We start from the raw sequence: 22,959 nt of genomic DNA, 5'->3' as shown, positions 1-22,959 counted from the left end.
TATGCTCTCCTCTTTCTATGGTCTAAAGTATCTTTATCTTATAAATAACAAAAATTAAACCATACTTTCTCATCCGGATATAAAAATCTCCTCTATTAATAATATTAAAGCACATAGATAATATAATTTATAGTATTTTTAAAGAAAATTAAGAAAATTTAAACTCCAAAAAACCGAGATAAATACCTCTTATCTCGGTTTTCCTACATCATTTAAAATCGATCTACAAACTGCCCGATTTTTTGCTGAAAGATATAATCAAAATAATACTCTTGACCCGTTAACTCTTCATTCACTAAAATAGTCGTTGTCCCTACTTCTCTTTTTGCAATTTGCGGGAACGATGCAACCGGCTGCACTTTTAATGAGGTTCCCATAACAAGTAATACATCTGTTTCATATAAACGCTGTATTGCATTTTGATATTGTGGTAATGTATCACCATATAAAACAACATCTGGATTTAAAATAAAATTACATGTTTCACATCGTGGTACCTCATGGTCTATCATATATTGCAAATCATATTTCGTTTTGCATTTTGGACAATGAGCCGTTTGGAGTGTACCATGCAAATCTATCACATGCTTACTCCCTCCTAATTGGTGCAGACCATCAATATTTTGTGTTAACACCACAATATCTTTTCCTTGCTCTTCTATACTTGCTAAAAATTGATGCCCACGGTTTGGTTTGTATTGATGGAAAGTATTAATTTGAAATATTTCTTTGTAATGCTTCCAAAATTCTTTTGGATTACGGTTATAATATCCTCTAGATAAGTACATTTCAACTTTAGCATCTGCATATAAACCATTGGCTGAGCGAAAATCAGGAATGTCACTTTCTGTACTTGCACCAGCACCTGTTAATACCGTTATCTTATTTGCTTTTTCTATAACAGAACGAACTTCTTCATATTGCTGCATTGCTCTCACCTCTATGTATAATCCTTCCTTTATTATAACATTTGTCCATAGCAGGTGTTGTACTTTTGTTTAGTGTGTGGTCCCGCCACATTCTATAATATCCATTTCTACTTCTAATGCGACCCGTACCAATAATTCAATTCCAGTTGTAATAGTTGAAAGCGACATACTCGGTTGTCCGGGATGTTTACTTGCTTGCTCTGGCAAAAATGGAATATGTATAAAACCACCACGAGCCCCGTTTTCACCTTTTGCTAAAATGTCCATAAGTCCATAAAAGAGATGATTACAAACAAATGTACCTGCAGTTTGAGAAACAGAAGCAGGTATTCCTTCTTCACGAAGTTTTTTTACAGTAGCTTTTATAGGAAGTGTAGACCAATACGCAACGGGCCCCCCTTCTACAATAGATACATCAACCGGTTGGTTTCCTTCATTGTCAGTGATTCTTGCATCATCTACATTTATTGCAACTCGTTCCACTGTAATATCTGGACGTCCTCCTGCTTGCCCGATACATATAACAAGCTCCGGTTCTATTTCTTCCATATAAGACTTTAACGCTTGTAATGATTTATGAAACACAGTTGGAACTTGTTTACTAACAATCTTGTAATCTCCAAAGCTTTGTCCATCAAGCTGCTTTACAACTTCCCAGGCAGGATTAATCTCCTCTCCACCAAAAGGTTCGAATCCTGTTAACAATACTGTCTTCATCATTCCCACTCCTTACTAAAATCGATATACGAGCCCATACATGATGAACATATTAATAACAAAAATGGTAATAGCAATTGGTGCTTGGGCTTTAATTACCGCATTTTTATCTTTTAATTCTAATAGCATCGCTGGTACAATATTAAAATTTGCAGCCATTGGTGTTATCAATGTACCGCAGTACCCTGCAAACATTCCAAGTGCGGCCATGATCGCTGGATTACCACCATGCATTTGAACGATAAGCGGTAAACCAATTCCTCCTGTAATAACAGCAAATGCGGCAAAGGCATTCCCCATTACAACTGTAAACAACATCATACCTAAACAATATGCCATAACAGCAACGAATGGATACTCTGTTGGCAATACTTGTCCTACTAAATCTGAGACAACTTGACCCACACCAGACTTTGCAAAAATACCGCCAAGCGCAGCTAACATTTGTGGTAAAATAACTGCCCAGCCGACAGCTTGTAATAATCTGCTTCCCTCTTGTACAGGCGCTGTTATTTTTGCTTTTGTGATTCCCATTGCTGCTACAAAAGCAAGCAATGCCCCAAGAGCTAATGCAATTAATGTGACTTTCTCAGGATCAACAAGAAATACATTTCCAAACTTTAGCTTTCCTAAAGTTAAAGTACCAATAATCGTAAAAATAGGAATTAAAATAGCGGGCATAAAAATTTTATTTCTCAGTTTTTCTGCATGTTTCACTCGTTCTTCAGTAGGTGCTTCTTTTTCATTGGACTTCGTTACTTTATTCAATGATGCTAAAATGACCATTGCTAATACAATACAACCGATATAAAATGATGGAATCATATTTCCAAATAAAAATGTAATAGAAAATAATGCCCAAAATAAACTAGAACCAAAGCGATTTGGATGTTGGCGATCAAAAGCGACACGAATCGCGACAAAGGCAACAATAATACCTAATAAATAATAGATTGTATCAAGTGTAATAATATTCATCCTATATCGCCTCCTTTTGTTGGCTTTCTTCTTTTTTCATCGTTTTTTCAATATACTTATCGAATTGTTTAAAACGAATCCAACTTACAATAAAAGCTGAGATTGCCGTAGGAATTCCCCAAAGCGCCATATCCCACACACCAACATGCATTCCTACAGAATCAAAGAATCCTTTCATTAATAGAATCGCTCCTGTTGCGATAAAAATATCTTCACCAAAAAACCATGCCGTATTTTCAGCTGCCGCTGCATTCGCTTTAATCTTTTCTTTTAATTTTTCTGGTAGTTTTCCATAACGTCCATGAGCTGCACCTTCTGCCATCGGTGCAACAAGAGGCCTTACTGTTTGAGCATGTCCCCCAATATTTAGTCCTACCGCTGCCGAAGCCTCACGAATTGTAAAATATGACATTAATACTCTACCAGTCGTTGCTCCCTTAGATTTTAATATCAATGCTTCTGCACGTTCCTTCAGTCCATATCGTTCTAAAATTCCAATTACAGGCAAAGTTAATAATATTGGCATAGACATATATCGGTTTTCTATAAAAAACTTTCCAAACATACTTATGACATCATAAAAACTCATCCCCGCAACCATACCAGTAACAATTCCTGCAACCATTACAACCAATAACGTATTAAGGCGAAATAAAAATCCAACAGCTACAAGCAATATTCCAATTAGTTTCAACATCTATGTATCTCCTCCTTATTCTACTTTGGTGCACAAATAGAAATATCATTTAATCTAAATGTTCTGTATATTCTTTCTGCAAATTGAACTGCATGCTCACCATCACCGTGTATGCAAATTGTTTGTACATCGATATTGATAATCTTTCCACCAACTGCTTTTACATTTCTTTCCTTAGCCATCTGCAACACTTGTTCAATTGCTATATCTTCATTTTTTATGAGTGCATTTTCTTCTGTTCGGCTTGTTAATGTTCCATCTAATTGATACGTACGATCGGCAAATGCTTCCTGCACGAGTTTCAGTTCATATTTTTCAGCTGCTTGTATAAATTTACTTTTCGCTAATCCATACAGAAATAAATCTGGATTTATATGATAAATTGCTTTTGCAATTGCATCCGCAATCTCTTGATCAGTGGCTGCCATATTATAAAGTGCACCGTGCGGTTTTACATGGTGCATCCTTCCTCCTGCCGCTCTTATAAATCCATCTAATGCCCCTATTTGATATAAAACATAATCATAGACCTCTTCTGGCGAAATATACATCATTCTTCTACCAAATCCAATTAAGTCCGGAAACCCTGGATGTGCTCCTATTTCCACATTGTGGTACAACGCTTTTTCAACAGTTTGACGCATGACAGTTGGATCACCAGCATGAAAACCGCATGCAATATTTACTGATGAAACAAACGGAAGAATTTTATCATCGTTTCCTATCTTATATGCACCAAAGCCTTCTCCTAAATCACAATTTAAGTCAACGGTAACCATACGCTATCTCTCCTCCTGCTTTACGCTTGTAAAGCGATGAACTTCTTTAATAGATTCATATTTTGTTCTTGCTCGATGTAAAGCTCCGTCGCTTCTGTTATAGAAGTCTTTGCAAACGTGACATAATCACCTGGTTTCAATTGCGCAAGAATAGGTAAATCAACTGATATGACATTACCAATTAACGGATATCCACCTGTCGTTTGTCTATCTGCCATTAAGATGATTGGATGACCACCAGATGGCACTTGAATTGTTCCAAATGTAACTGCACTCGATAGAATCTCAGATTGTTCTATTCTTTTTAATTTTTCACCTTCAAATCGATAGCCCATACGGTCAGCATAATTGGAAACTTTATATTCCTTTGTAAAAAACGACTCTAAACTCTCACTCTTAAATTGATCCCATTCAAAACCTGGAATAACACGAATGATTGGGCTGCGACTATATTTGGGTAGAACATGATTACATATACCCCAACGTGTTTCTATTCTGTCTTCATCCATCAATTTCTTTATCATACAAGTAGCAAATTTTGATGGTGTACCAATTTGAAAAAGGTCGCCCTTTTTAAGCGCTCGTCCTTCTAGTCCACCTATAGCTGCTTTTACATATGTACTTTTGCTTCCCATACTACTTGCAACATCAATTCCACCTGCAAATGTCACATATGTCCTACACCCAAACTGCGTCTTCCCGAAGCAAAGCATGCTACCTTCTTTCACTAAAACTGGTCGCCACAATGGAATGGGTTCTCCGTTTAACAGAGGCTCCATATTCGCACCACCAATTGCTAGCAATGTCGTTTTCTTTATAAGAAGCTTTGGTCCCATCATTGTAATTTCTAATCCAGCTTCATTCTCTTCATTTCCAACTAACATATTTATCATTCTTAATGCTGCCTGATCCATAGCACCGCCAACAGGCACGCCATATTGTTGATAGCGATATCTTCCTAAATCTTGAACAGTTGTAAACATCCCAGCATGTAAAACCTCAACATTCATTTCCTAGCTCCCTCCATAACCAGGTACTCTTCCTCTGTTATTGGGATAAAACGTAAATACATTCCGCTCTGCACATATGTAGGCTTTTCTTCATTTGGCTGAAACAACGCAATCGGTGTTCGGCCAATAATATTCCAGCCGCCTGGTGTTTCTAATGGATATATTCCAGTTTGACTTCCACCAATTCCAACTGAACCAGGTGTTATTTGTAGACGTGGTGTTTGTTTTCTAGGTGTTTCTAGCTCTTTGGGCATACCACCCAAATACGGAAAGCCTGGTGTAAATCCTAACATATAAACAAAATAAGTCACTTCACTATGAAGACGAATCACCTCATTTGCACATAACCCATGATACGCCGCAACCTCTTCTAAATCAGGTCCATATTTCCCGCCATAACAAACTGGAATTGAAATACAATCATATTGTTTTTGTGTTTTATTTTGATTATGACTAAACAATCGATTCATGTATTCACATACAAACTCATACGGTGCTACCTTTCTTTCATTTTTCCTCCATAACTTATATACATCATAGTAAACCGTTAAAGAAGTAAAAGAAGGTACACACTCAACCATTCCAAGAAATGGATTTCCCTTTAATAGTCGATGTAAATTTTGCACATTTTCATATATATCCAAATCAATTTTTTCTCCAAACGTAACAACAACTGCTTGATCCCCTAGTGCTGAAAATTTCATCATATACCTTCCTTTTCACCTATCCAGCCAAGTTCTTTCGAAATTTGATGCGCTGTTTCTTTTACTTTTGTAATAAAGTTTGGAATTGTCGATTCATTATACTCTATTTCTAATCCCGAAATACTAATACCAGCTATTACACTACCATCACTTGCAAAAATAGGGGCTGCAATTGCAGCTGTATGATTCTCAAGTTCCGAATAACTGATCGTATATCCTTCTCTTTTAGCCTTACATAATAGGCTTTGCAACTCTTCTTTATCCACTATCGTTCCATCTGCAAATTGTTGTAATTGCACTTTCTCTATATACTGCATTTGATCGTCTTCCGAAAAATACGAAAGTAAAATACGCGGACATGCTCCGGCATATAAAGGAGCTCGCCGTCCTATCTCTGTGTATACTCTTACTGGTTGATCTCCATCCATTTTTTCAATATAAATTGCCTCATTCGCATCTTGAATAATTAAATTGACAGCTTGACCAAGAGAGTCTCTAAGCTTTTTCATATATGGCTTTGCAATATTTCGTACTGACAATCGCCTCGAAACGAGTTGACCGAACCTTAAAAATACTAATCCAAGCCTATATGTTCCCCTTGTTGTCTTTTGTAAAAAGCCCATTTCTTCAAGCGAACCAATTAAACGGTATACAGATGTTTTAGGCATTCCCGTCTGATGAACCATTTCCGTTAACGTTAGCTCTTCATGTCCATAAAATAGTTCTAAAATATCCATCGTCTTTACTGCCGTTTTATTTACACTCATCTTAGCTCCCTTAAGTTCCGTAATTCGGAACAATAATTCCGTTTTTTGAAACAAACATATAATTTAAAATTATAAAATATTCTTTCTATTTAAACAATATTTTTCTCAAATAAAAAAAGCATTGAACGTAAAATTCAATGCTTTTTTAACGCGTATACGTAAACTCTCTCTTTAATGCAATGCTCTCACTTGTTGCAACGGCCAAAATACCGCTTCACCTTTTCCGACAATTTGATCTTCAGAAACAAAACCAAACATGCGACTATCTTTTGAAACTTGACGATTATCTCCTAACACAAACACTTGACCTTCTGGAACTTTTGTTTTCCCAGTTTTTTGTTCTAATGTAAAATCAGGAGTCAATTTCCCTTTCGATACCTCGTCCTTATAATCTGCTAAATATGGTTCATCAACCGCTTTTCCATTCACGTACAATACGTCGTTTTTATATTCAATCGTATCTCCTGGTAAGCCAATTACTCGCTTCACTAAATCATATCCTTCTTTTCCATGAAAAACGATAATATCAAAACGATTTAATCCTTGTACATTAAAACCAATTTTATTTACAAGTACACGCTCGTTATTTTCTAAAGTAGGCATCATAGACTCACCTTGTACGAGTGAAGGAGTAAATAAAATACCACGTACAATTAAAGCGATTCCTAGTGTAATCCCTATTGTTTTAACCCATGAAACGATTTCTTTTTTCTTGCTTTTCTCCATCTTTTTCCCTCTTCTCTAGTATTATAATGATTTTGTTAATACCACTAGATCTTGTACAGATTTTTGATCTACTTCAGCAAAACAAGATTTACCTTCTCGGACTGCAGTACCAACATGCGCTTCTGAAATTCCTGTTTCGTTCAATATTCGCTTTATATTTTCTTTTGTCACACCACTTCCAACAATGAGCTGGATATCCCCTTTACTTACTCTTTGCATTTCATGAAGTACAGGTATATTTTCCTCTATCGTCCCTTGACCACCAGAAGTTAAAATATGAGTTATCTTTTCAAAATTACGTAATATTTTAACTGCACCAATAAGATCATCCACTTCATCTATCGCACGATGAAATGTGATATTAATCCCATCTACAACAGATAATAAATTAGCTAATTTTTTTTCATCAACTTGATTCTGCTCATTTAATACACCTAAAACAACACCTGCTGCACCAAGTTCTTGTGCAATTAAAACATCTTCTTTCATCATTTCGATTTCTTCTGTTGTATATATAAATGACTTAGCATGGGGACGAATCATAACATGGATAGGTATGCTTGCTACTTTCACCGCTTTTTTTATAAAAGCATAACTTGGCGTTAATCCACCTTCTGTATATGCTGAAATTAACTCAATTCGATTTCCACCAGCTTTTTCAATTTGCTTCACATCTTCTAAACAAGTTGCAATGACTTCGAGCATGAAACTACCTCTTTTCGTACTTTTTCCACATTATTATACCGCAGCATAAATAAGAAACCTAGGTTTCTCATATAAAACATAAAAAAAGGCATTGAAAAGAAAGATTTCGAAACTCCTTAACAGATTCATTATTTTCTCAAAATTGTTACGTTTATCACATGAAGTCTGTGAATTCTATAAAACAGTTAATCTTCCTAGAAAATATCGGATAATTTCCACGCCTCATTTAAACCATCAAATATTATCGTACGAATAAATCTTATGTTGAGAAAAACAAAAATCTCTTTCATTTATTTCCATATTCTTTATATTTCTGTTATTCTTGTAATATAATTCTAAATTTTACCACAAATTATACAAGGGGGCTCATTATACGATGAATATGAAAGTTACAACATTGACAGCAGCAACTGTCGCGGTTACTTCTCTTCTCCCATCAATTACTGAAGCGGATATGAAAACAGCTGCTGTACAACCAAAAAACAACGTAAAAATCGGACATGTAAAACTTGATAAAGTCCAACTATATCAAGAAAATACAACAAATGGTGATTCCCTTGGCAGTATTTCATACAATACACCTGTTACCATTCTCGAAACTACACGTGACTGGTATAAAGTAAACGCTCAAAACAAAATTGGTTACATACAAAAATCTAATTTATCTTTGGCGAAATTAAATCAACAGCGTAACCAACATATCGTAAATGCAAGCGCCTTAAACCTTCGTTCAGAACCAAGTATACAATCATCCATCTTTGACGTATTACCAAATGGGACATTTATCTCCGTTCAAGAAACACTTAATGACTGGTATCTCATCTCTTACAACGGAAAAATAGGATATGTGAAAAAAGAATTTGTATCACATAACTCACAACCATTCGTTAAAGGAATCACTATACAAAATAATTCTTATTATGTTGCAACCCCTAAACTAAGGGTAAGAAATGGTGCAGGAACAAATACTGCTGTTATTGGTTCTTTGCAAAATGGGACACAAATACAAGTAGTAGGCACAGTAGGTACATGGTATAAAATTCGTTTCGGCTCTGGATATGGATATGTTACAAAGCAATATGTATTACAAAATAAACAACAAGAACAGTCTGCGTCACCTTCAATACCTGCTGTTTTTAAATTTCCAACACAAGGACAAGTTAGCTCAAACTTCGAAGTCAGATGGGGGCAAATGCATTATGGTGTCGATTTTACGGCAGCTGGAGATAAGCCTATTCGTGCTGCAGCTGCTGGAAAAGTTATCAAATCCTACTATTCTAGCAGCTACGGAAACGTCGTATTCGTCACTCATTACATAAAAGGAAAATTATATACAACTGTTTATGCACATATGAAAAACCGATCTGTACAAGCTGGAGATCGCGTTCAAACTGGACAAGTGTTGGGGCAGATGGGGAATACTGGACATTCAACTGGGCAACATCTTCATTTCGAATTACATAATGGGGAATGGAATTTTGAAAAAACAAATGCCGTTGATCCACTTCCTTACTTAGTACGGTAACATCTTATGCTACGTAATATTCCATTACTCATTGAATACCTAGCTTTTTTCGGCCTAATCTGTTGTTTCATTATTTATGATACAAATGTAATTTTTTTAAGTATGCTCATCCTATTTGTATGCTGTGAAATATTGCGAGAGGTATATAAAATACGATTAAGAAAACACATTTCTCATCTATTTACATCACTCATTATTATCGTTTGTCTAATCACTAATTTAAAGATTGATGGTCTATTTATATCAAGTATGTTCCCTATATTTTTTATAAGCGTTCTCCTTATCGTATCCCAATATATCTATGTACCTGAACATCACAAGAAAGAAGATAAAGAGGTAAAGATTATATAGTCTTTTCCGACATATACGTCCATACAAAAAGCCACTTTTGAAATAATGATTCAAAAGTGGTTTTCTCTGCACAAATCATTTCGTTTTTATCCCGCATTAACGGACAGTAACACTCCCGCCTCAAAATTCAGTAAAAGCAAAGAAGTTAGGCGGGAGATGAACTGTCCGTAAAATTCCGATTGGTGAGGGCTGATAATCAGTGGGGATAGCCCCCACTGATTAAAGTTTTACTTTATAACTCCATACGATTTAAAATATCTTTTAATGCCTTTAACTCTTCAACCGTCAATGTAACACCTTTTCCCATTTTGTCATGCTCTGGTGCCCAATCACGCAGATCATATTTTGGCTCTTTTCCGTTCCAACTGATTAAATTGAGCTCTTTATTCCAGCCTTTAGGTGATTGTGATAAAGTTCCAAAAATTTCTTTAATATCAAATTTAATTTCCGCCACTGTTATTCCCCCTTTAAAGTATATATTCCCTATTTAGATCTCCTACATTCTCTCATATCTATATCGATAGGGCTAATTTCCCACACATCTACCTCTGATTCATTATGAACTACACTGATTTTTTGAACTTAGCAGAATACCCTCAGCAATTCATCTTTCACTATAAAAAGGCTCGGTGTATACCGAAGCCTTTTTTCATACTTACCGTTTATCAATTTTTGCAGCAATCCTATTCCCAATGAATTGAACAGATTGAACGAGAATAACAAGCATAAGTACTGTAACAATCATAACGTCTGTTTGAAAACGATAATATCCAAAACGAATTGCTAAATCGCCGACACCGCCTCCGCCAACAACACCTGCCATGGCTGAGTAGGAAATAAAACTTACTGTTAAAACTGTTAAGCTTAATACAAGGCCTGAACGCGCTTCAACGAGCAATACTTTCCACACAATTTGCAGTGGCGTCGCTCCCATTGCCTCAGCAGCTTCAATTACACCTTTTGGAACCTCGCGTAATGCTTGCTCTACGAGTCTCGCAAAATAGGGAATGGCTGCTACTGATAATGGAATCGTTGCAGCGATTGGACCAATTGTAGTTCCTAATAATATTCTTGTAAGTGGCACAAGAGCCACTAGTAAAATGATAAATGGAAATGAGCGAATAATATTTACAATGCCGTTTAAAATACGATGGACAATATTTTGTTCCAAAATTTGTCCTTTACTTGTAAAATATAAAATTACACCTAAAGGAACACCTAAAATAATTGCTGCTCCAACTGAAAGTCCAACCATTAATAATGTTTGTAAAAGTGATGTCCAAATCTCTGGAAGCAGTGGGATAACATTATTGAACATGTGCAATGCCCCTCTCTTGTTCTACACCTAATAGAAGTTTTGCAATTTCTGTTGTTGGTTTTAGATGTTGGTCACGTAAGTGGAAAGATTCAACAACTTCTCCTTCTTCCATCACCGCTACTTTATTACAAATTTGTTTAATTACATTCATTTCATGCGTTACAATTACGATTGTAACTCCTAACTCTTTATTTATCTTTTGTAAAAATTGCAAAATAGATCGTGTCGTTTTCGGATCGAGTGCCGATGTCGGTTCATCACAAAGCAATACCTTGGGATCATTTGCTAATGCACGAGCAATCGCAACACGCTGTTTTTGTCCACCACTTAGTTGAGAAGGAAAATGATGCGCTTTATCACTTAAGCCAACAATCTCCAAACACTCTCTTACACGTTTTTCTCTCTCTTCTTTTGAAACTGATTTCAATTCTAATGGTAAAGCAATATTATCCGATACGTTTTTATTATGAAGAAGATGAAAATGCTGAAAAATCATACCAATTGACTGTCTTGCTGTTCGTAAATCTTTCTTGGATAACTTTGTTAAATCTTTTCCATTTACAATAACTGCACCTGAAACTGGTTTTTCCAATAAATTCATTGTACGTAATAATGTAGACTTTCCAGCACCACTTAATCCAGCAATTCCATATATATCATGTTCCTCAATTTGCAAAGAGACTGATTTTACACCGTGAAATAAACCTTCTTTCGTCTGAAACGTTTTATTGATATCGCGTAACGTTATCATTTTCACTCACTCCTTTTCAATTGATTTAAACGCATCATCTGCTAGTAATGAGAGTGTTACATCATCCATCGGTGGATTGTGTAAACCCGCGCGAACATTTAAATAATAGCGGTGCAGTGGATTCTTTTCAGATAAGCTTTTTGCCCCTACAATTCTCATTGCCTTATCAACAATTGAAATCGCCGCATTCGTCGCAATATATTTCGCTGCTGCTAATTCCGCTTGTAAAGATTGTTTATTTTCCACCTCATCATATTTTTTCGCAACTTGGTATAAAAAAGTACGAGCTTGCAAGAGTTCCAGCTCTAATTCGCCTACTAATCTTCTAACGTTTGGAAGCAAACTAATTGGGTGATTTAAACTATTCGGTTGATATGCTTTCGCAAAATCAATCGCATAATTTCTTGCAGCCTGCGCAATCCCTAAATAACATGCTGGTATATGAAGTAACCATCCAATTCCTTTCGGTTTCGCCTGTGAACCTTTTACATCTGTAAAAAATTTATGCGGGATTTCAACATTCTGTAATACAAGATCATGGCTAGCCGTTCCACGCATCGCAACACTATCCCATGTCTCTTCAATCAACACACCCTTTTCGTGTCTTGGAATCACAAATTCTCCTATCTCATCTCGCCCTTCAATGCTTGCAGATATGATGAAATAATCAAGTACTGGCGCCATCGTTGTGAACGTTTTTCTTCCGTTTATAATCCACTTATCGCCTTTTTGTACAGCTAATGTTTCTGGTTTTCCTCCCCGAGTAGGACTCCCTGTCTTCGGTTCAGTTGCCGCCCTGTTAAAAAGGGCGCCTTTTTTTACTTCTTCACAAAACCAAGAAAACATCTCAGGTTTCCATGAGCGATTTTCCGCAAGTTCCTTCACAATTCCAAGATGCCATCCAATAGACAAAGCTGTTGCTCCATCTCCCTCTGCAATCTTCTCTTGAAATAAAACAAAATCATATAATGAAATTGCCTTCCCACCAAAATCCTTCGGAAGAGTTAACTTTGTATAACCAATACTTTGTAAGTCTTTAATATTTTCAAAAGGAAAAGAGCCTAGTTCGCTCAGTTGATGTTCCCTTCCTGCAAATTGCGGAATGAATTCTGTTATCTTCTCCAATACGAGAACTTGTTCTTCTGTTTCTATAAATGATAATGTCATGTCAAGATCTCCTTTACTTTAAGTAGTCAGGAAGCACAAACCCTTCAAATTGTTCTTCAGACTGAATCATCTTTTTGAACTCTGGTGAATGGTATGCTTCAATTAAATCTTTCGCAAATTGTTTTTCTTTATCTTCATCACGAACCGTAACAATAATTCTATGTTGTGAAGGTGTTTTTTCTAATTCCAGTGCCTCTTTTAACTTATGTCCAGATGAAATGACAAGATTTCCGTTAATAATGCCGTAATCTAAATCTTTCATTGCCCTTGGGATTTGTGGTGATTCAAGTGGTACTAATTTGAAATCTTTCTTTTTAAACGTTATATCTTTTTCGGAAATTGTTAAAATATTTACATTTCCTTTTAATTTCACCCAGCCAATCCCTTCTAAAATACGTAATGCCCGTTCTAAATTAACTGGATCATTTGGTACCCCAATCTTCATTCCATCTTTCAAATCATCTAATGATTTATGTTTTTCAGAGTATACACCTTGAGGTGCTGATGGAACTTGAATAATACTTGAAATTTTCGCATTATTTTCTTTTGCGTAAGACTTCATAAAAGCAGTACTTTGAAATATATTTGCATCAATATCCTTATTCGTTAATGCTGGATTTGTTTCGTTTGGTGAATTAAACTCAACAATTTTAATTTTGTATCCCTTTTTCTCTAAGTACGGTTGTACCGCTTTTTTCACTTGATCACTGTACGGACCAGGTGTAAAACCTAAACGAATTTCTTTTTGATCGCCCCCTGATGTCTGCGTGCAACCCGTAATGATAAATAAACTACATACAATACTTACAAGTGCAAAAAATAAACGTTTCATCCCTTCTCCTCCTACTAAAAAACAACCTTACATATTAAGAAGGTTGTCATCTCTTTTCCTTCTTATCTACTCGGAATTAGCACCTTTTTTATTACAGATAGGTTGCTGAAGCTTCATTGGGCCGTTCCCTCCACTTCTCTCGATAAGATTATATTTGATTATGCATTCTATTGTGTCACTATTCCGATGAAAATACAAGGTTTTTATTGAAAGTTTTTTCTATAATTTGTAAAGTTATAGAAAATCCAAAGCATATTTGCATAAAAAAAGGATATACTCCGTAGAACCACTCTACCTTTGTCTATCCTTTTCTTTATTTTTTAATCACCTTTCAATATACGCAAAGGTAACGATGCAACATATCCAATATAAGAACATAATTCTTTAAAGAAAAATGGAATTTCCGTATCTAATGTTTTATATGCTGATGTTGGCGTTGGTGATGCATATGCATCTATCCCAATATGCTTCGCTATTCTCATCGCTCGCTTCATATGAAGAGGATCACTTACAATCGTATACGTATGTAAGCCATTATCAATTCCAACCTGTTTCGCATTCTTTAAATTATCTTCTGTAAAACGCGACTGTGTTTCAATTAATATATCTTCATCCTTTACGTTATGCTTTAATGCATACGCTTTCGCAGTACGTGCTTCTTCCTGCTCTGCTTCAAATTTAGTACCACCTGTAAAAATAATTTTTTTAATACTTCCATTCTTATACAAAGAAATCGCATGATTGATTCTTTCACGAAATACAGGAGATGGTTTTCCGTTCCAAGAAGCTGCTCCTAGTACAATAGCAGCATCTGTATCCACCTCATCCGTTTTAAAGCGATAACTCCAAATATCGTAAGCTGCATAACTTACAAATAGAATGATAGAACTAACCATGAGCAAGAACACTTGCAAGACTCTTCTTTTTTTACTTTTCTTATTTTGTTTCATTTGTACTGGCCCCCGTGCATTATCCATACTTCTAAAAAATAATCTATTTTAAATCATTATATTTGAGTTCATTTGAAAGAAGGCACTTTTCTCAACAATTGATTCGTGCTATAAAGGGTTTTCATTCAAATAGAGGATTTTTAATTTACTATTTTTTGTGGTGCATATTTTATGAATTTAATTAGTGTACAAAATTTCTCATACAACTCCATTGTAACGAATTTTTTCACAGAAGGGAATGATGAAACAAAAGTATATAAAAGAAGTAATCATTTTGTAAGAAAAAGAGGTATATTTTTTCCCTCTTAGGGACGTATACCTCTTCCACTTCACTTTACAATCCAATATTTCATATGTTGTTCCTCAAGCACACATGTAAAACCGGCTTTTTCTAACACTCTACTTGAAGCGGCATTACTCGTTAAACAATCTGCTTGAATCGTTTGCACTTCTTCATTCCGTTCTAACCATTCAACGAAAGCTTTTGCCATTTCAGTCGCATAACCCTTCCCTTGATATTCTGGTACAATACTATATCCGATCTCTACTGTACCAGTTGGATCGGGCGCACCTTTACAACCCATATCACCAATAATAACATTATCTTCCTTATGAACAATCAGTCCACTCCACTTACTTTGTTCCGGATTTTTCCGTAAGCCTTCAGCAACCCATGGTAAAATATCTTTATAATCAGGCATTGGCCATTCTAAAGATATTTTATATGGTATGATTTCTTGCAGCTCTTCTCTGCCTTTTATCGTTGCCTCAACAAGTTCTAATGTAAAAGGAATCATCTTTAGTCTTTTTGTTTCAATATTTGTCATGTTTGCCTCCTATTTATACAGGTCCATTTTGTGCAGTAATCGATCTTTCACGATTGGCCACTCGCTTGCAATGATGCTATATACTACCGCATCCCTTATATAACCGCTTGGTAACCTTCTCTCATTTCGTAATATCCCTTCTTTTACTGCACCTAGCCGTTCAATTGCTCGTTGTGCTTTTTCATTTCGCAAGTCTGTTTTTATTTGCACGCGCAGCATTTGTAATTCTTCAAACGCATATTGCAATAACATATACTTACATTCCGTATTTATACTCGTTCTCTGTACACTCAGATGATACCACGTTTGACCAAGTTCAACAGTCTTGCTTTCTGTTGATATATTGTACAAACGTGTACTGCCGACAACTTCATTCGTTTTTTGATCTATCACAACAAATGGTAAATCCGTTCCCTTTTCATATCGTTTTACTGCCGTTTCAACATATCGCTCCATATCTTGATAGCTATCCATTTTAGCTATTAAATACGTCCAGATTTCTTTATTTCCTTCCACAATTGAAAATAATTTTTCTACATCATTTGTATCTATTAATCGTAACATTGCTCGTTCATTTGTTATTTGCATGAACAATTCCCCTTTTCTATATATCTAGCTGTATTATAATTAAAAATGCACCATCTATCAAAATATTTAAAATTTATTTTCTATCACTTAAAATCCAATAATACAGAAAAAAAGACTCACTTTTATAACATTAACGGGTTCGGTTTTCGAGTACAAAACACGAAATAGCATACTAATTAACAGACCAAATCACATCTGATTTGGTCTGTTCTTATTCCTTGTTATATCAACGTTTATCTGTTTTTAACATATAAATTAGCATAAGGAATAACACCCCAAATAACATGTTGACAATAGCTATTGTCAACGCGTTAAATACTATGTTAATTATAATGCTATTTGCTATGTTAATTTTGATAAATCAAAAGGGTAATTGTAATTTTATGTTAAAATGAATATAGAAAATGTGAAGAAATGTACTTAGATTAATGAGGCAGTTATCTTGAACAAAGGGAGTGAGGAATTGGACGAAAAGAAACTATTAAAATTAGTTTTAGAAATTCAAGAGCTACAAGATTTGGGGAAAGATTTTGAACATAAACTTACTGTATTTGAAAATAGTGTTCCCTATCCATATGCAAAAGAATTATTTTTTGCTGACTACGGTGCAGAATACATTGTAAAAAGAGCTATTAACCATAAAACTATAAAGTTAGGTGAGTTAAGTAAAGACGAGTTAATTACCTTGGTTCAAAAACTTATGGATGGGGAAGGAGAAGAATGGGAGCTGACAATTTGGTTGGACATGGTTGAATCGTCTGTTGTTGACCCTAAAATAAGTGATTATATTTTCTGGAGCGATGAAGAATTAACCGCCAGAGAAATTATAGACAAAGCATTGGCTTATAAACCATTACAATTATAAAGTGTGTTGCTCCAAGTATAGTTAACGCTCTTTTTTAAGAATGAATTGTGTAAAATCAATATGTTTAGAACTTTGTTTGAGTTTGGTCTTTAATTTTAATTAAGCTAAAGGGTACTCTAATTGAATAAGACAATAAAAGACGCTCAGAGTTTTTTTAACTCTGGGCGTTTTCATATACTAATTATAATGTGATTTTGCAGGTCAATTCGGTTTCTAATTTTATTGTGAATTTATCTTCTAAATATAATTTTGCACTTCAAAACTGAACTCGTTATTATAACATAAATGAGCCTTTTTCATCTCTCAAAGTAAAATATAGAGAATATATTTAATCCATTTCCTCCGAATTATTATTTTTGTGCTCTAAATTTTTTTCTAACAACCTTTCAATAGATTGTAATTTCCATTTAATTTGAAGTCCGATCATGATGATACTAAATATAATTCCTCACAGTAGTCCAAATAACAAAGAATCCATATTATCCTTCTCCCATTATTTATTTCAATTTATAACTAAAAAAGGCTTAGAGATTTCTCCAAACCTTTTTTATCTAAATAGAATTCTAGAAAACTACTTCTCCAATACTAATCACATTACTGATTTCGCTGCGCCCCTCTAAACTCCTCCTTAATTTGATCAAGCGTTCCTTCTTCTGTAATTAATCGATATGCTACATACGCTAATGCTTTTGCGGATGTAACTAATGCTTTATCGCCAAGTTCCGAACGAGCTGCTTCTCTAAATTCATTCGTATGTACAACTAAATTATCCGGCCCAATTTTAATATAAGGATGAACCGTTGGTACGACTTGACTCACATTTCCTGCATCTGTTGAACCGATTCCAAGTCTCTCTTTACGATTTACATCTTCACCAAGGTTTTCTAATTCCTCAGCAACCACCTCATTAAATGTCTTCGTCACTAATAATTCATCAATTTCATTTTGAAATTGATTGATTTTTACTGTTGTTCCTGTTGCTAGCGCTGCACCTTGCGCAATATTTCGTACCTTTTCAGTTATTTCAACACATCTTTTACGTGTTGCTGCTCGAATAAAGAAACGGGCTGATGCGTAATCCGGAATAATATTCGGTGCCTTACCACCCTCAGTAATGACACCATGAATTTTCACATCTGATGGAAGCTGCTGACGAAGTGCGTTAATCCCATTGTAAAGCTGAATCACCGCGTCTAATGCATTAATTCCTTCTTCAGGTGAAGCAGCCGCATGTGCCGACTTTCCATAAAAATGAAAATCAAGTGGATCAACTGCGAGTGACGGACTTGTTGTTGCTGTTTTTCCACTAGGGTGAATCATAAGTGCTGCATCAATATTGTTAAACAAACCTGCCTTCACATAACTTGCTTTTGCACTTCCATTCGGCCCACCTTCTTCTGCTGGTGTTCCGAATACAACGATTTCACCGCCGATTTCTTCAATTGTTTCCGATAATGCAATGGCTGCTGCAACGCTAATTGTACCAATTAAATTATGACCACACGCATGGCCTAATCCAGGCAAAGCGTCATACTCTGCTAAAAAGGCAATTGTCGGCCCTTGTTTCCCTGAACTTTTCCGTGCAATAAATCCTGTTTCATGTCCTGCGATATTGTGCTGAAGCTGAAATCCTGCACTTCCTAAAAGTAAACTTAACGCTCTAGATGCAAAGAATTCTTGATTACCAATTTCAGGATTCGCATGTATATCATGACTTGTTTTTAAGTATTTTTCTCTATTTCTTTCTATACTTTCCGTAATACTATTTCGGTGTGACGTTACTTGTGTTGTTCCCATTTCCCATTCCTCCTTTAAATTTGCACATAAAAAAGCCTCTTTCTAAAAGATAGAAAGAGGCTTGAACATACAGATTCAAAAATGGCCTTCTTTCTTATCTTTCAAGTCTTTCACTTGCTGGAATTGGCACAGTATTCATATTGAATCCGCTGCCGAGGTTTCATAGGGCCAGTCCCTCCACCTCTCGTGATAAGAAAATCGTTTTTATTTTCATAAAATTATATTAAATTATTTTCATTCTAGTTTTATTCCGAGTAAATGTCAAGGAATTCCGATCAGATTTTAACGAATATCTAAAAATCCTTTTAAAACGCCAATCGTTTCAGGCCCCTGCATTCTTGCACATATATAAGGGAATTCTGGACTTCCTTCAAACATCATTTGCGATGTTAACGGAGCACCTACCCAAAAGATCTCATCATCAATACATACAAATGGGAGTGATTTATTTTGCCTTTGTACTCTCACATTTTTTAATGGAATTGGTCCATCGCTATAGATTGTTACCTGCGCTGTTGTACGCATTAACGCCTGCCATACCCTTTTATCTACTTGTCTTGTACTTGGGAGCGAAATAATAATTTTTTGTTTTGCTGACAGAATGTCTTTTAATAATGCTTTCGTCTCTTCCAAATTCATTTGCATAAACCATCTCAAGCGTTTTGTAATTTTCCGTTCTAACAATGGACGTGATGTTGTACGATCATATACATTTCCGTGTCTTTCTATGTGAGAAGTTAAGTGAGATAACGCTTGTTTTCTAGAAAGATTTTTCCGCATATATTGACAGTCCGATAACTGAATGAGCTTTCCTCTTGCTCTCGTTACCGCAACATTTACAAGACGATGATTCTTATGATCAAAGAATAACACGCTAGGACGCTCCTGCGGATAACTATCTACTGTATCAAAAATCATCATATCGCGTTCAGATCCTTGAAATTTATGAACCGTCGCTGCTAGAATAGGTGTATTTCGATACTTTGTTTTTTGCAATATTTCTCTTATACATGTTGATAAGAAACGGGACTGCGCACGATATGGCGTTACAACTCCAATCGATTGAACGCCATCTAATAATCCAATTAAAATCATCTGCATTGCAACGAAACCGGACATAATATTAAAACGAGAACCAGAAGCGGCATCTTTTAAAGAGTAAGCTCCCATTAAACTTGTATCAAACAGAGCTGTCGCTTCGTTTGCAAACGGCTGTAATTTCGCTAATTCTTGTCTTGCCGAAATAGAAGGATGGTCGAACACTCTATTCTTATAAATAAATGAGTTTGTAAATTTAGATATATCCGCATGCATACGTCTTTGTTCTTGCAGCATAAATAGATTCGGATGTGTCTCGCACTTGTTTACGGATTGGACAATCCCTGCATGATAAAACATATCTTCTCCTAACCACTTTCTAACAAGCTCATGATTTGCCATCGCAATTGGTGGCAACTGTAAAAAATCACCACAAACGACAATTCGCTTACCAAGAGAAGCAGCTAATGCGATTTGTGGCACATATGCCATACTCACTTCATCTACAACAACTAAGTCAAATGTTCGTTCATAAATAAGAGAATCAATTGCACACTTAGATAGTGTCGCACCAATGACCTTTGCATTTTCAATATATTCTCTTTCTACTTCTTTAATTTTCGCTCTTTGTTTTCTAAGATCTCCTTCAATTTCTTGCATACGCTTTTTATCAGAAGCAGTTGCCTTATAAGATAAGATCTTTTGACGAAGATCTTGGCGCATTTCTTCTAAATAAAGCTTCTCTTCTCCCCATGAACCATTCGTTGTTTCCACTAATCTAGAAGCTAACAATGTTTCATGGTTACGTATATGTTCATGTTGACTAAATCCATACCGGACGATTTCTCCTGGTGCCCATTTCTCTTTCTTTTCTATTTGCTTTGTGACTTCACTCATTAATACATCAACTGCTGCATTACTATGAGCAAGTACAAGTACTGATTTTCCTTTTTGATAGTGCGCTGAAATAATACGTGATAAATTATAAGATTTCCCTGTTCCAGGCGGTCCCCAAACATATGTTGTCGGATTATAAAAAGAACGATATGCAAGTTCATTCTTCGGATTTTTCATCTTTTCAATATGCTTTGGCGCACTCTTTCCATCCAAAAGACGTTTTACACGCTGACGCTTTTGCTTATCTTTTCGAACTTCTTTCAACCGCTCTTGTAATTTTTCTAATAACTGCCATGGTTCACTATATAAACTAGCTTCTCTTATTTCACCTTGTATATAATCATTCAATTTCAGCTCAATTTCTAGCCCATGTACAGATAGTACTTCTCCTGTTGCTTCCTCACCATCAAATTCAATTCGGATTGGTGTACCATCAGGTAAGCTTACTTCCGAAATAAGCTGAAATACATAAACTGTACTCTCATAATCTGTATATAAAAAACGGCCATTTATAATCGATAGCTTACTACCGCCTATCGTTTTCCAATGTTTAATCTCATATGCTAATGCTTGATGCCACTCTTTCATCGTTTCCGTTAATGAAGGAGTTTGTAAAGTTATGTTCATTGAGTTGTCTCCTTCCTTCTTTCCAAACATACTTTCTCACTATATCATAGAACATCATAAAATTTGTAAGGTTTTTATCTTGCTTATTTTCTTAATTTTCAATATTATGATACACAAGAAATTTATGGGAAGAAGGAATCGACATGCCAGTAAGAAGAATTGAACACGTTGGAATTATGGTTGCAAACATAGCAACATCTATTTCATTTTACGAAAAAGTTATTGGACTAAAACTTATCAAACGCATGGGACATCCGAATCCAAACTTAAAACTCGCTTTTTTAGGTGTAGAAGAATCACAAGAAACCATTCTTGAATTAATTGAAGGCTATAATCCTTCTCTTCCAACAGAAGGAAAAGTGCATCATATTTGCTTTAAAGTAGACTCTCTAGAAGATGAAATTGAAAGACTGAAGAAGTTAGGAGTAACTTTTTTATTAACAGAGGAAATTGAAACATTACCTGATGGAACACGTTACATTTTCTTCTCTGGCCCTGATGGAGAATGGATTGAGTTTTTTGAGACGGAGTGATAAGGTAAAGCTTTTATCAGTAAGGGCATTCATTCCCTCGCTTATTTATTTATGGAGGTGAACCGATACATTGAATCAAACAGACATTCAACTAGGAAACATACATGGTCTCTTATTACAGCCCACAAAACAGGATAAAAAAATAACAATCGTTTTCTATCATGGATGGGGATCTAGCATTTATCATCAAATCTTTTTAGGTACCATCTTAACTAACTTTGGATATACCGTAATTATTCCAGAAATTATTTATCACGATTCACGGACAGCTTTAGAAAATCATTTTTCTAGACCGATAATGGAACAATATTTCTGGAAAACCATTTTGCATACTGTTAAACATGATATAAATGATTTATTTACTAGTATCTATGAGAGTGAATACTGCTTAGGTCATAAAATTGTAGTTCTCGGAAGTTCAATGGGTGGATTCATATCCTCAGGAGCTTTTATCAAAGATTCAAAAATTGATGCACTTATTAATATAAATGGTTCAGGAGCTTGGATAACTTCTGAAGAGATTTTTCAAAAGCAAGGCTCAAATATCGCCAATGAAATTCATATGATTAGAAAAATGGATCCTATTCAATTTATCGAACGCATTCATAATCGACCTATACTATTATTACACGGGGCAAGTGATGCTGTTGTCTCGCCTCTTGGACAACAAACATTTTATGAAAAAGTACAATCACACCATCAAGATACAACAGCTAACATTACATTTATGCTATACTAAAATATCAATCATTCTATAAGTATTCCAATGATTGAAAAAATAGTAAACTGGTTAGATGAGCAATTTGTTCTTTATAGCTAATTAAGACAGACAAGTAAAGCTTACATAAAAAATCAGCACCACTTATTTTGGTGCTGATTTT

At 35.3% G+C, this 22,959-nt stretch carries 24 protein-coding genes and 2 riboswitches; of the genes, 4 read left to right on the top strand and 20 right to left on the bottom strand.

All coding sequences use genetic code 11. The features are described 5' to 3' along the window. Window positions 1–212: 212 nt before the first annotated feature. The 10 genes from ORL93_RS01910 to ORL93_RS01865 all read right to left on the bottom strand — a co-directional run bounded on the left by ORL93_RS01910 (window position 213) and on the right by ORL93_RS01865 (window position 8,012). A complete protein-coding gene (locus ORL93_RS01910) occupies window positions 213–929 on the bottom strand; it encodes an NAD-dependent protein deacylase (protein WP_265958528.1) in 717 nt (238 codons plus the stop codon). 69 nt (window positions 930–998) lie between these two features. Then, on the bottom strand, window positions 999–1,646 hold the full coding sequence (gene pcp, locus ORL93_RS01905) for a pyroglutamyl-peptidase I (protein WP_098161551.1): 648 nt from the start codon (window positions 1,644–1,646) through the stop codon (window positions 999–1,001). Window positions 1,647–1,661: 15 nt separating this feature from the next. Then, window positions 1,662–2,624: a DUF979 domain-containing protein gene (locus ORL93_RS01900; protein WP_003198510.1), complete on the bottom strand. Its 963-nt coding sequence runs from the start codon at window positions 2,622–2,624 to the stop codon at window positions 1,662–1,664. A gap of 1 nt (window position 2,625) precedes the next feature. After that, window positions 2,626–3,321: a DUF969 domain-containing protein gene (locus ORL93_RS01895; RefSeq protein ID WP_098161550.1), complete on the bottom strand. Its 696-nt coding sequence runs from the start codon at window positions 3,319–3,321 to the stop codon at window positions 2,626–2,628. A 20-nt stretch (window positions 3,322–3,341) separates the two neighbouring features. Continuing rightward, a complete protein-coding gene (gene pxpA, locus ORL93_RS01890; RefSeq protein WP_098161549.1) occupies window positions 3,342–4,100 on the bottom strand; it encodes a 5-oxoprolinase subunit PxpA in 759 nt (252 codons plus the stop codon). 20 nt (window positions 4,101–4,120) lie between these two features. Beyond that, entirely contained in the window at window positions 4,121–5,110 is a 990-nt protein-coding gene (locus ORL93_RS01885; protein ID WP_265958527.1) for a 5-oxoprolinase subunit C family protein, read from the bottom strand. Next, window positions 5,107–5,814 (bottom strand): 5-oxoprolinase subunit PxpB, encoded by a 708-nt coding sequence (gene pxpB / locus ORL93_RS01880; protein WP_097794545.1) that lies wholly within the window; start codon window positions 5,812–5,814, stop codon window positions 5,107–5,109. Before pxpB ends, ORL93_RS01885 begins: the two co-directional genes overlap by 4 nt. Beyond that, window positions 5,814–6,581, bottom strand: coding sequence for an IclR family transcriptional regulator (locus ORL93_RS01875; RefSeq protein ID WP_097794544.1), 768 nt, complete (start codon window positions 6,579–6,581; stop codon window positions 5,814–5,816). The genes pxpB and ORL93_RS01875 overlap by 1 nt, the downstream gene beginning before the upstream one ends. A 171-nt stretch (window positions 6,582–6,752) precedes the next feature. Next, window positions 6,753–7,307: a signal peptidase I gene (gene lepB / locus ORL93_RS01870; protein ID WP_003207624.1), complete on the bottom strand. Its 555-nt coding sequence runs from the start codon at window positions 7,305–7,307 to the stop codon at window positions 6,753–6,755. A 21-nt stretch (window positions 7,308–7,328) separates the two neighbouring features. After that, the gene (locus tag ORL93_RS01865; protein ID WP_098161546.1) at window positions 7,329–8,012 is read right to left on the bottom strand and encodes a copper homeostasis protein CutC; all 684 of its coding nucleotides are present in this window, start codon (window positions 8,010–8,012) and stop codon (window positions 7,329–7,331) included. A 376-nt stretch (window positions 8,013–8,388) separates the two neighbouring features. Here ORL93_RS01865 and ORL93_RS01860 point away from each other — a divergent pair, with 376 nt between their 5' ends. After that, window positions 8,389–9,537, top strand: a complete 1,149-nt coding sequence (locus ORL93_RS01860; RefSeq protein ID WP_265958525.1) for an SH3 domain-containing protein — start codon at window positions 8,389–8,391, stop codon at window positions 9,535–9,537. 583 nt (window positions 9,538–10,120) lie between these two features. Here ORL93_RS01860 and ORL93_RS01855 read toward each other — a convergent pair. The 8 genes from ORL93_RS01855 to ORL93_RS01820 form a co-directional block, all read right to left on the bottom strand. After that, entirely contained in the window at window positions 10,121–10,342 is a 222-nt protein-coding gene (locus tag ORL93_RS01855) for a YdbC family protein (RefSeq protein WP_003198493.1), read from the bottom strand. A 201-nt stretch (window positions 10,343–10,543) separates the two neighbouring features. Continuing rightward, window positions 10,544–11,206 carry a methionine ABC transporter permease gene (locus ORL93_RS01850; RefSeq protein WP_018783129.1) on the bottom strand — a complete coding sequence of 221 codons (663 nt, stop codon included), beginning with the start codon at window positions 11,204–11,206 and terminating at the stop codon, window positions 10,544–10,546. After that, the gene (locus ORL93_RS01845; RefSeq protein ID WP_265958524.1) at window positions 11,196–11,957 is read right to left on the bottom strand and encodes a methionine ABC transporter ATP-binding protein; all 762 of its coding nucleotides are present in this window, start codon (window positions 11,955–11,957) and stop codon (window positions 11,196–11,198) included. Before ORL93_RS01845 ends, ORL93_RS01850 begins: the two co-directional genes overlap by 11 nt. Before the next feature lie 6 nt (window positions 11,958–11,963). Continuing rightward, entirely contained in the window at window positions 11,964–13,124 is a 1,161-nt protein-coding gene (locus ORL93_RS01840) for an acyl-CoA dehydrogenase family protein (RefSeq protein WP_097794538.1), read from the bottom strand. A gap of 13 nt (window positions 13,125–13,137) precedes the next feature. Beyond that, complete coding sequence (locus ORL93_RS01835; protein ID WP_098161544.1) at window positions 13,138–13,956, bottom strand: MetQ/NlpA family ABC transporter substrate-binding protein; 819 nt, start codon at window positions 13,954–13,956, stop codon at window positions 13,138–13,140. A gap of 59 nt (window positions 13,957–14,015) precedes the next feature. After that, window positions 14,016–14,105: riboswitch (SAM riboswitch) on the bottom strand. A gap of 171 nt (window positions 14,106–14,276) precedes the next feature. Next, window positions 14,277–14,906, bottom strand: a complete 630-nt coding sequence (locus ORL93_RS01830; protein WP_018766823.1) for a YdcF family protein — start codon at window positions 14,904–14,906, stop codon at window positions 14,277–14,279. 329 nt (window positions 14,907–15,235) lie between these two features. Further along, on the bottom strand, window positions 15,236–15,733 hold the full coding sequence (locus tag ORL93_RS01825; RefSeq protein ID WP_006095460.1) for a GNAT family N-acetyltransferase: 498 nt from the start codon (window positions 15,731–15,733) through the stop codon (window positions 15,236–15,238). Between the two features lie 9 nt (window positions 15,734–15,742). After that, window positions 15,743–16,321, bottom strand: a complete 579-nt coding sequence (locus tag ORL93_RS01820; protein WP_265958523.1) for a GNAT family N-acetyltransferase — start codon at window positions 16,319–16,321, stop codon at window positions 15,743–15,745. A 442-nt stretch (window positions 16,322–16,763) separates the two neighbouring features. Here ORL93_RS01820 and ORL93_RS01815 point away from each other — a divergent pair, with 442 nt between their 5' ends. Beyond that, window positions 16,764–17,186 (top strand): e9imm peptide, encoded by a 423-nt coding sequence (locus ORL93_RS01815; RefSeq protein ID WP_098161543.1) that lies wholly within the window; start codon window positions 16,764–16,766, stop codon window positions 17,184–17,186. Between the two features lie 594 nt (window positions 17,187–17,780). Here the strand turns inward: ORL93_RS01815 and ORL93_RS01810 are convergent. Together ORL93_RS01810 and ORL93_RS01805 are read right to left on the bottom strand one after the other, a co-directional pair. Beyond that, entirely contained in the window at window positions 17,781–18,983 is a 1,203-nt protein-coding gene (locus ORL93_RS01810; RefSeq protein ID WP_265958522.1) for a M20 family metallopeptidase, read from the bottom strand. Between the two features lie 91 nt (window positions 18,984–19,074). After that, a riboswitch (SAM riboswitch) is annotated at window positions 19,075–19,179 on the bottom strand. 86 nt (window positions 19,180–19,265) lie between these two features. Continuing rightward, the gene (locus tag ORL93_RS01805) at window positions 19,266–21,575 is read right to left on the bottom strand and encodes an AAA domain-containing protein (protein ID WP_265958521.1); all 2,310 of its coding nucleotides are present in this window, start codon (window positions 21,573–21,575) and stop codon (window positions 19,266–19,268) included. A 113-nt stretch (window positions 21,576–21,688) separates the two neighbouring features. On the opposite strand from ORL93_RS01805, the gene ORL93_RS01800 reads away from it, so the two are divergent. Both ORL93_RS01800 and ORL93_RS01795 read left to right on the top strand, forming a co-directional pair. After that, on the top strand, window positions 21,689–22,078 hold the full coding sequence (locus tag ORL93_RS01800; RefSeq protein ID WP_098124620.1) for a VOC family protein: 390 nt from the start codon (window positions 21,689–21,691) through the stop codon (window positions 22,076–22,078). A gap of 70 nt (window positions 22,079–22,148) precedes the next feature. Then, the gene (locus ORL93_RS01795) at window positions 22,149–22,817 is read left to right on the top strand and encodes an alpha/beta hydrolase family protein (protein ID WP_265958519.1); all 669 of its coding nucleotides are present in this window, start codon (window positions 22,149–22,151) and stop codon (window positions 22,815–22,817) included. Window positions 22,818–22,959: the final 142 nt, after the last annotated feature.

Source organism: Bacillus sp. DHT2, assembly GCF_026241455.1.
Lineage (GTDB): Bacteria > Bacillota > Bacilli > Bacillales > Bacillaceae_G > Bacillus_A > Bacillus_A pseudomycoides.
Note: the sequence above shows the minus strand (reverse complement) of the source record. Positions and strands in the feature narration are given on the sequence as shown.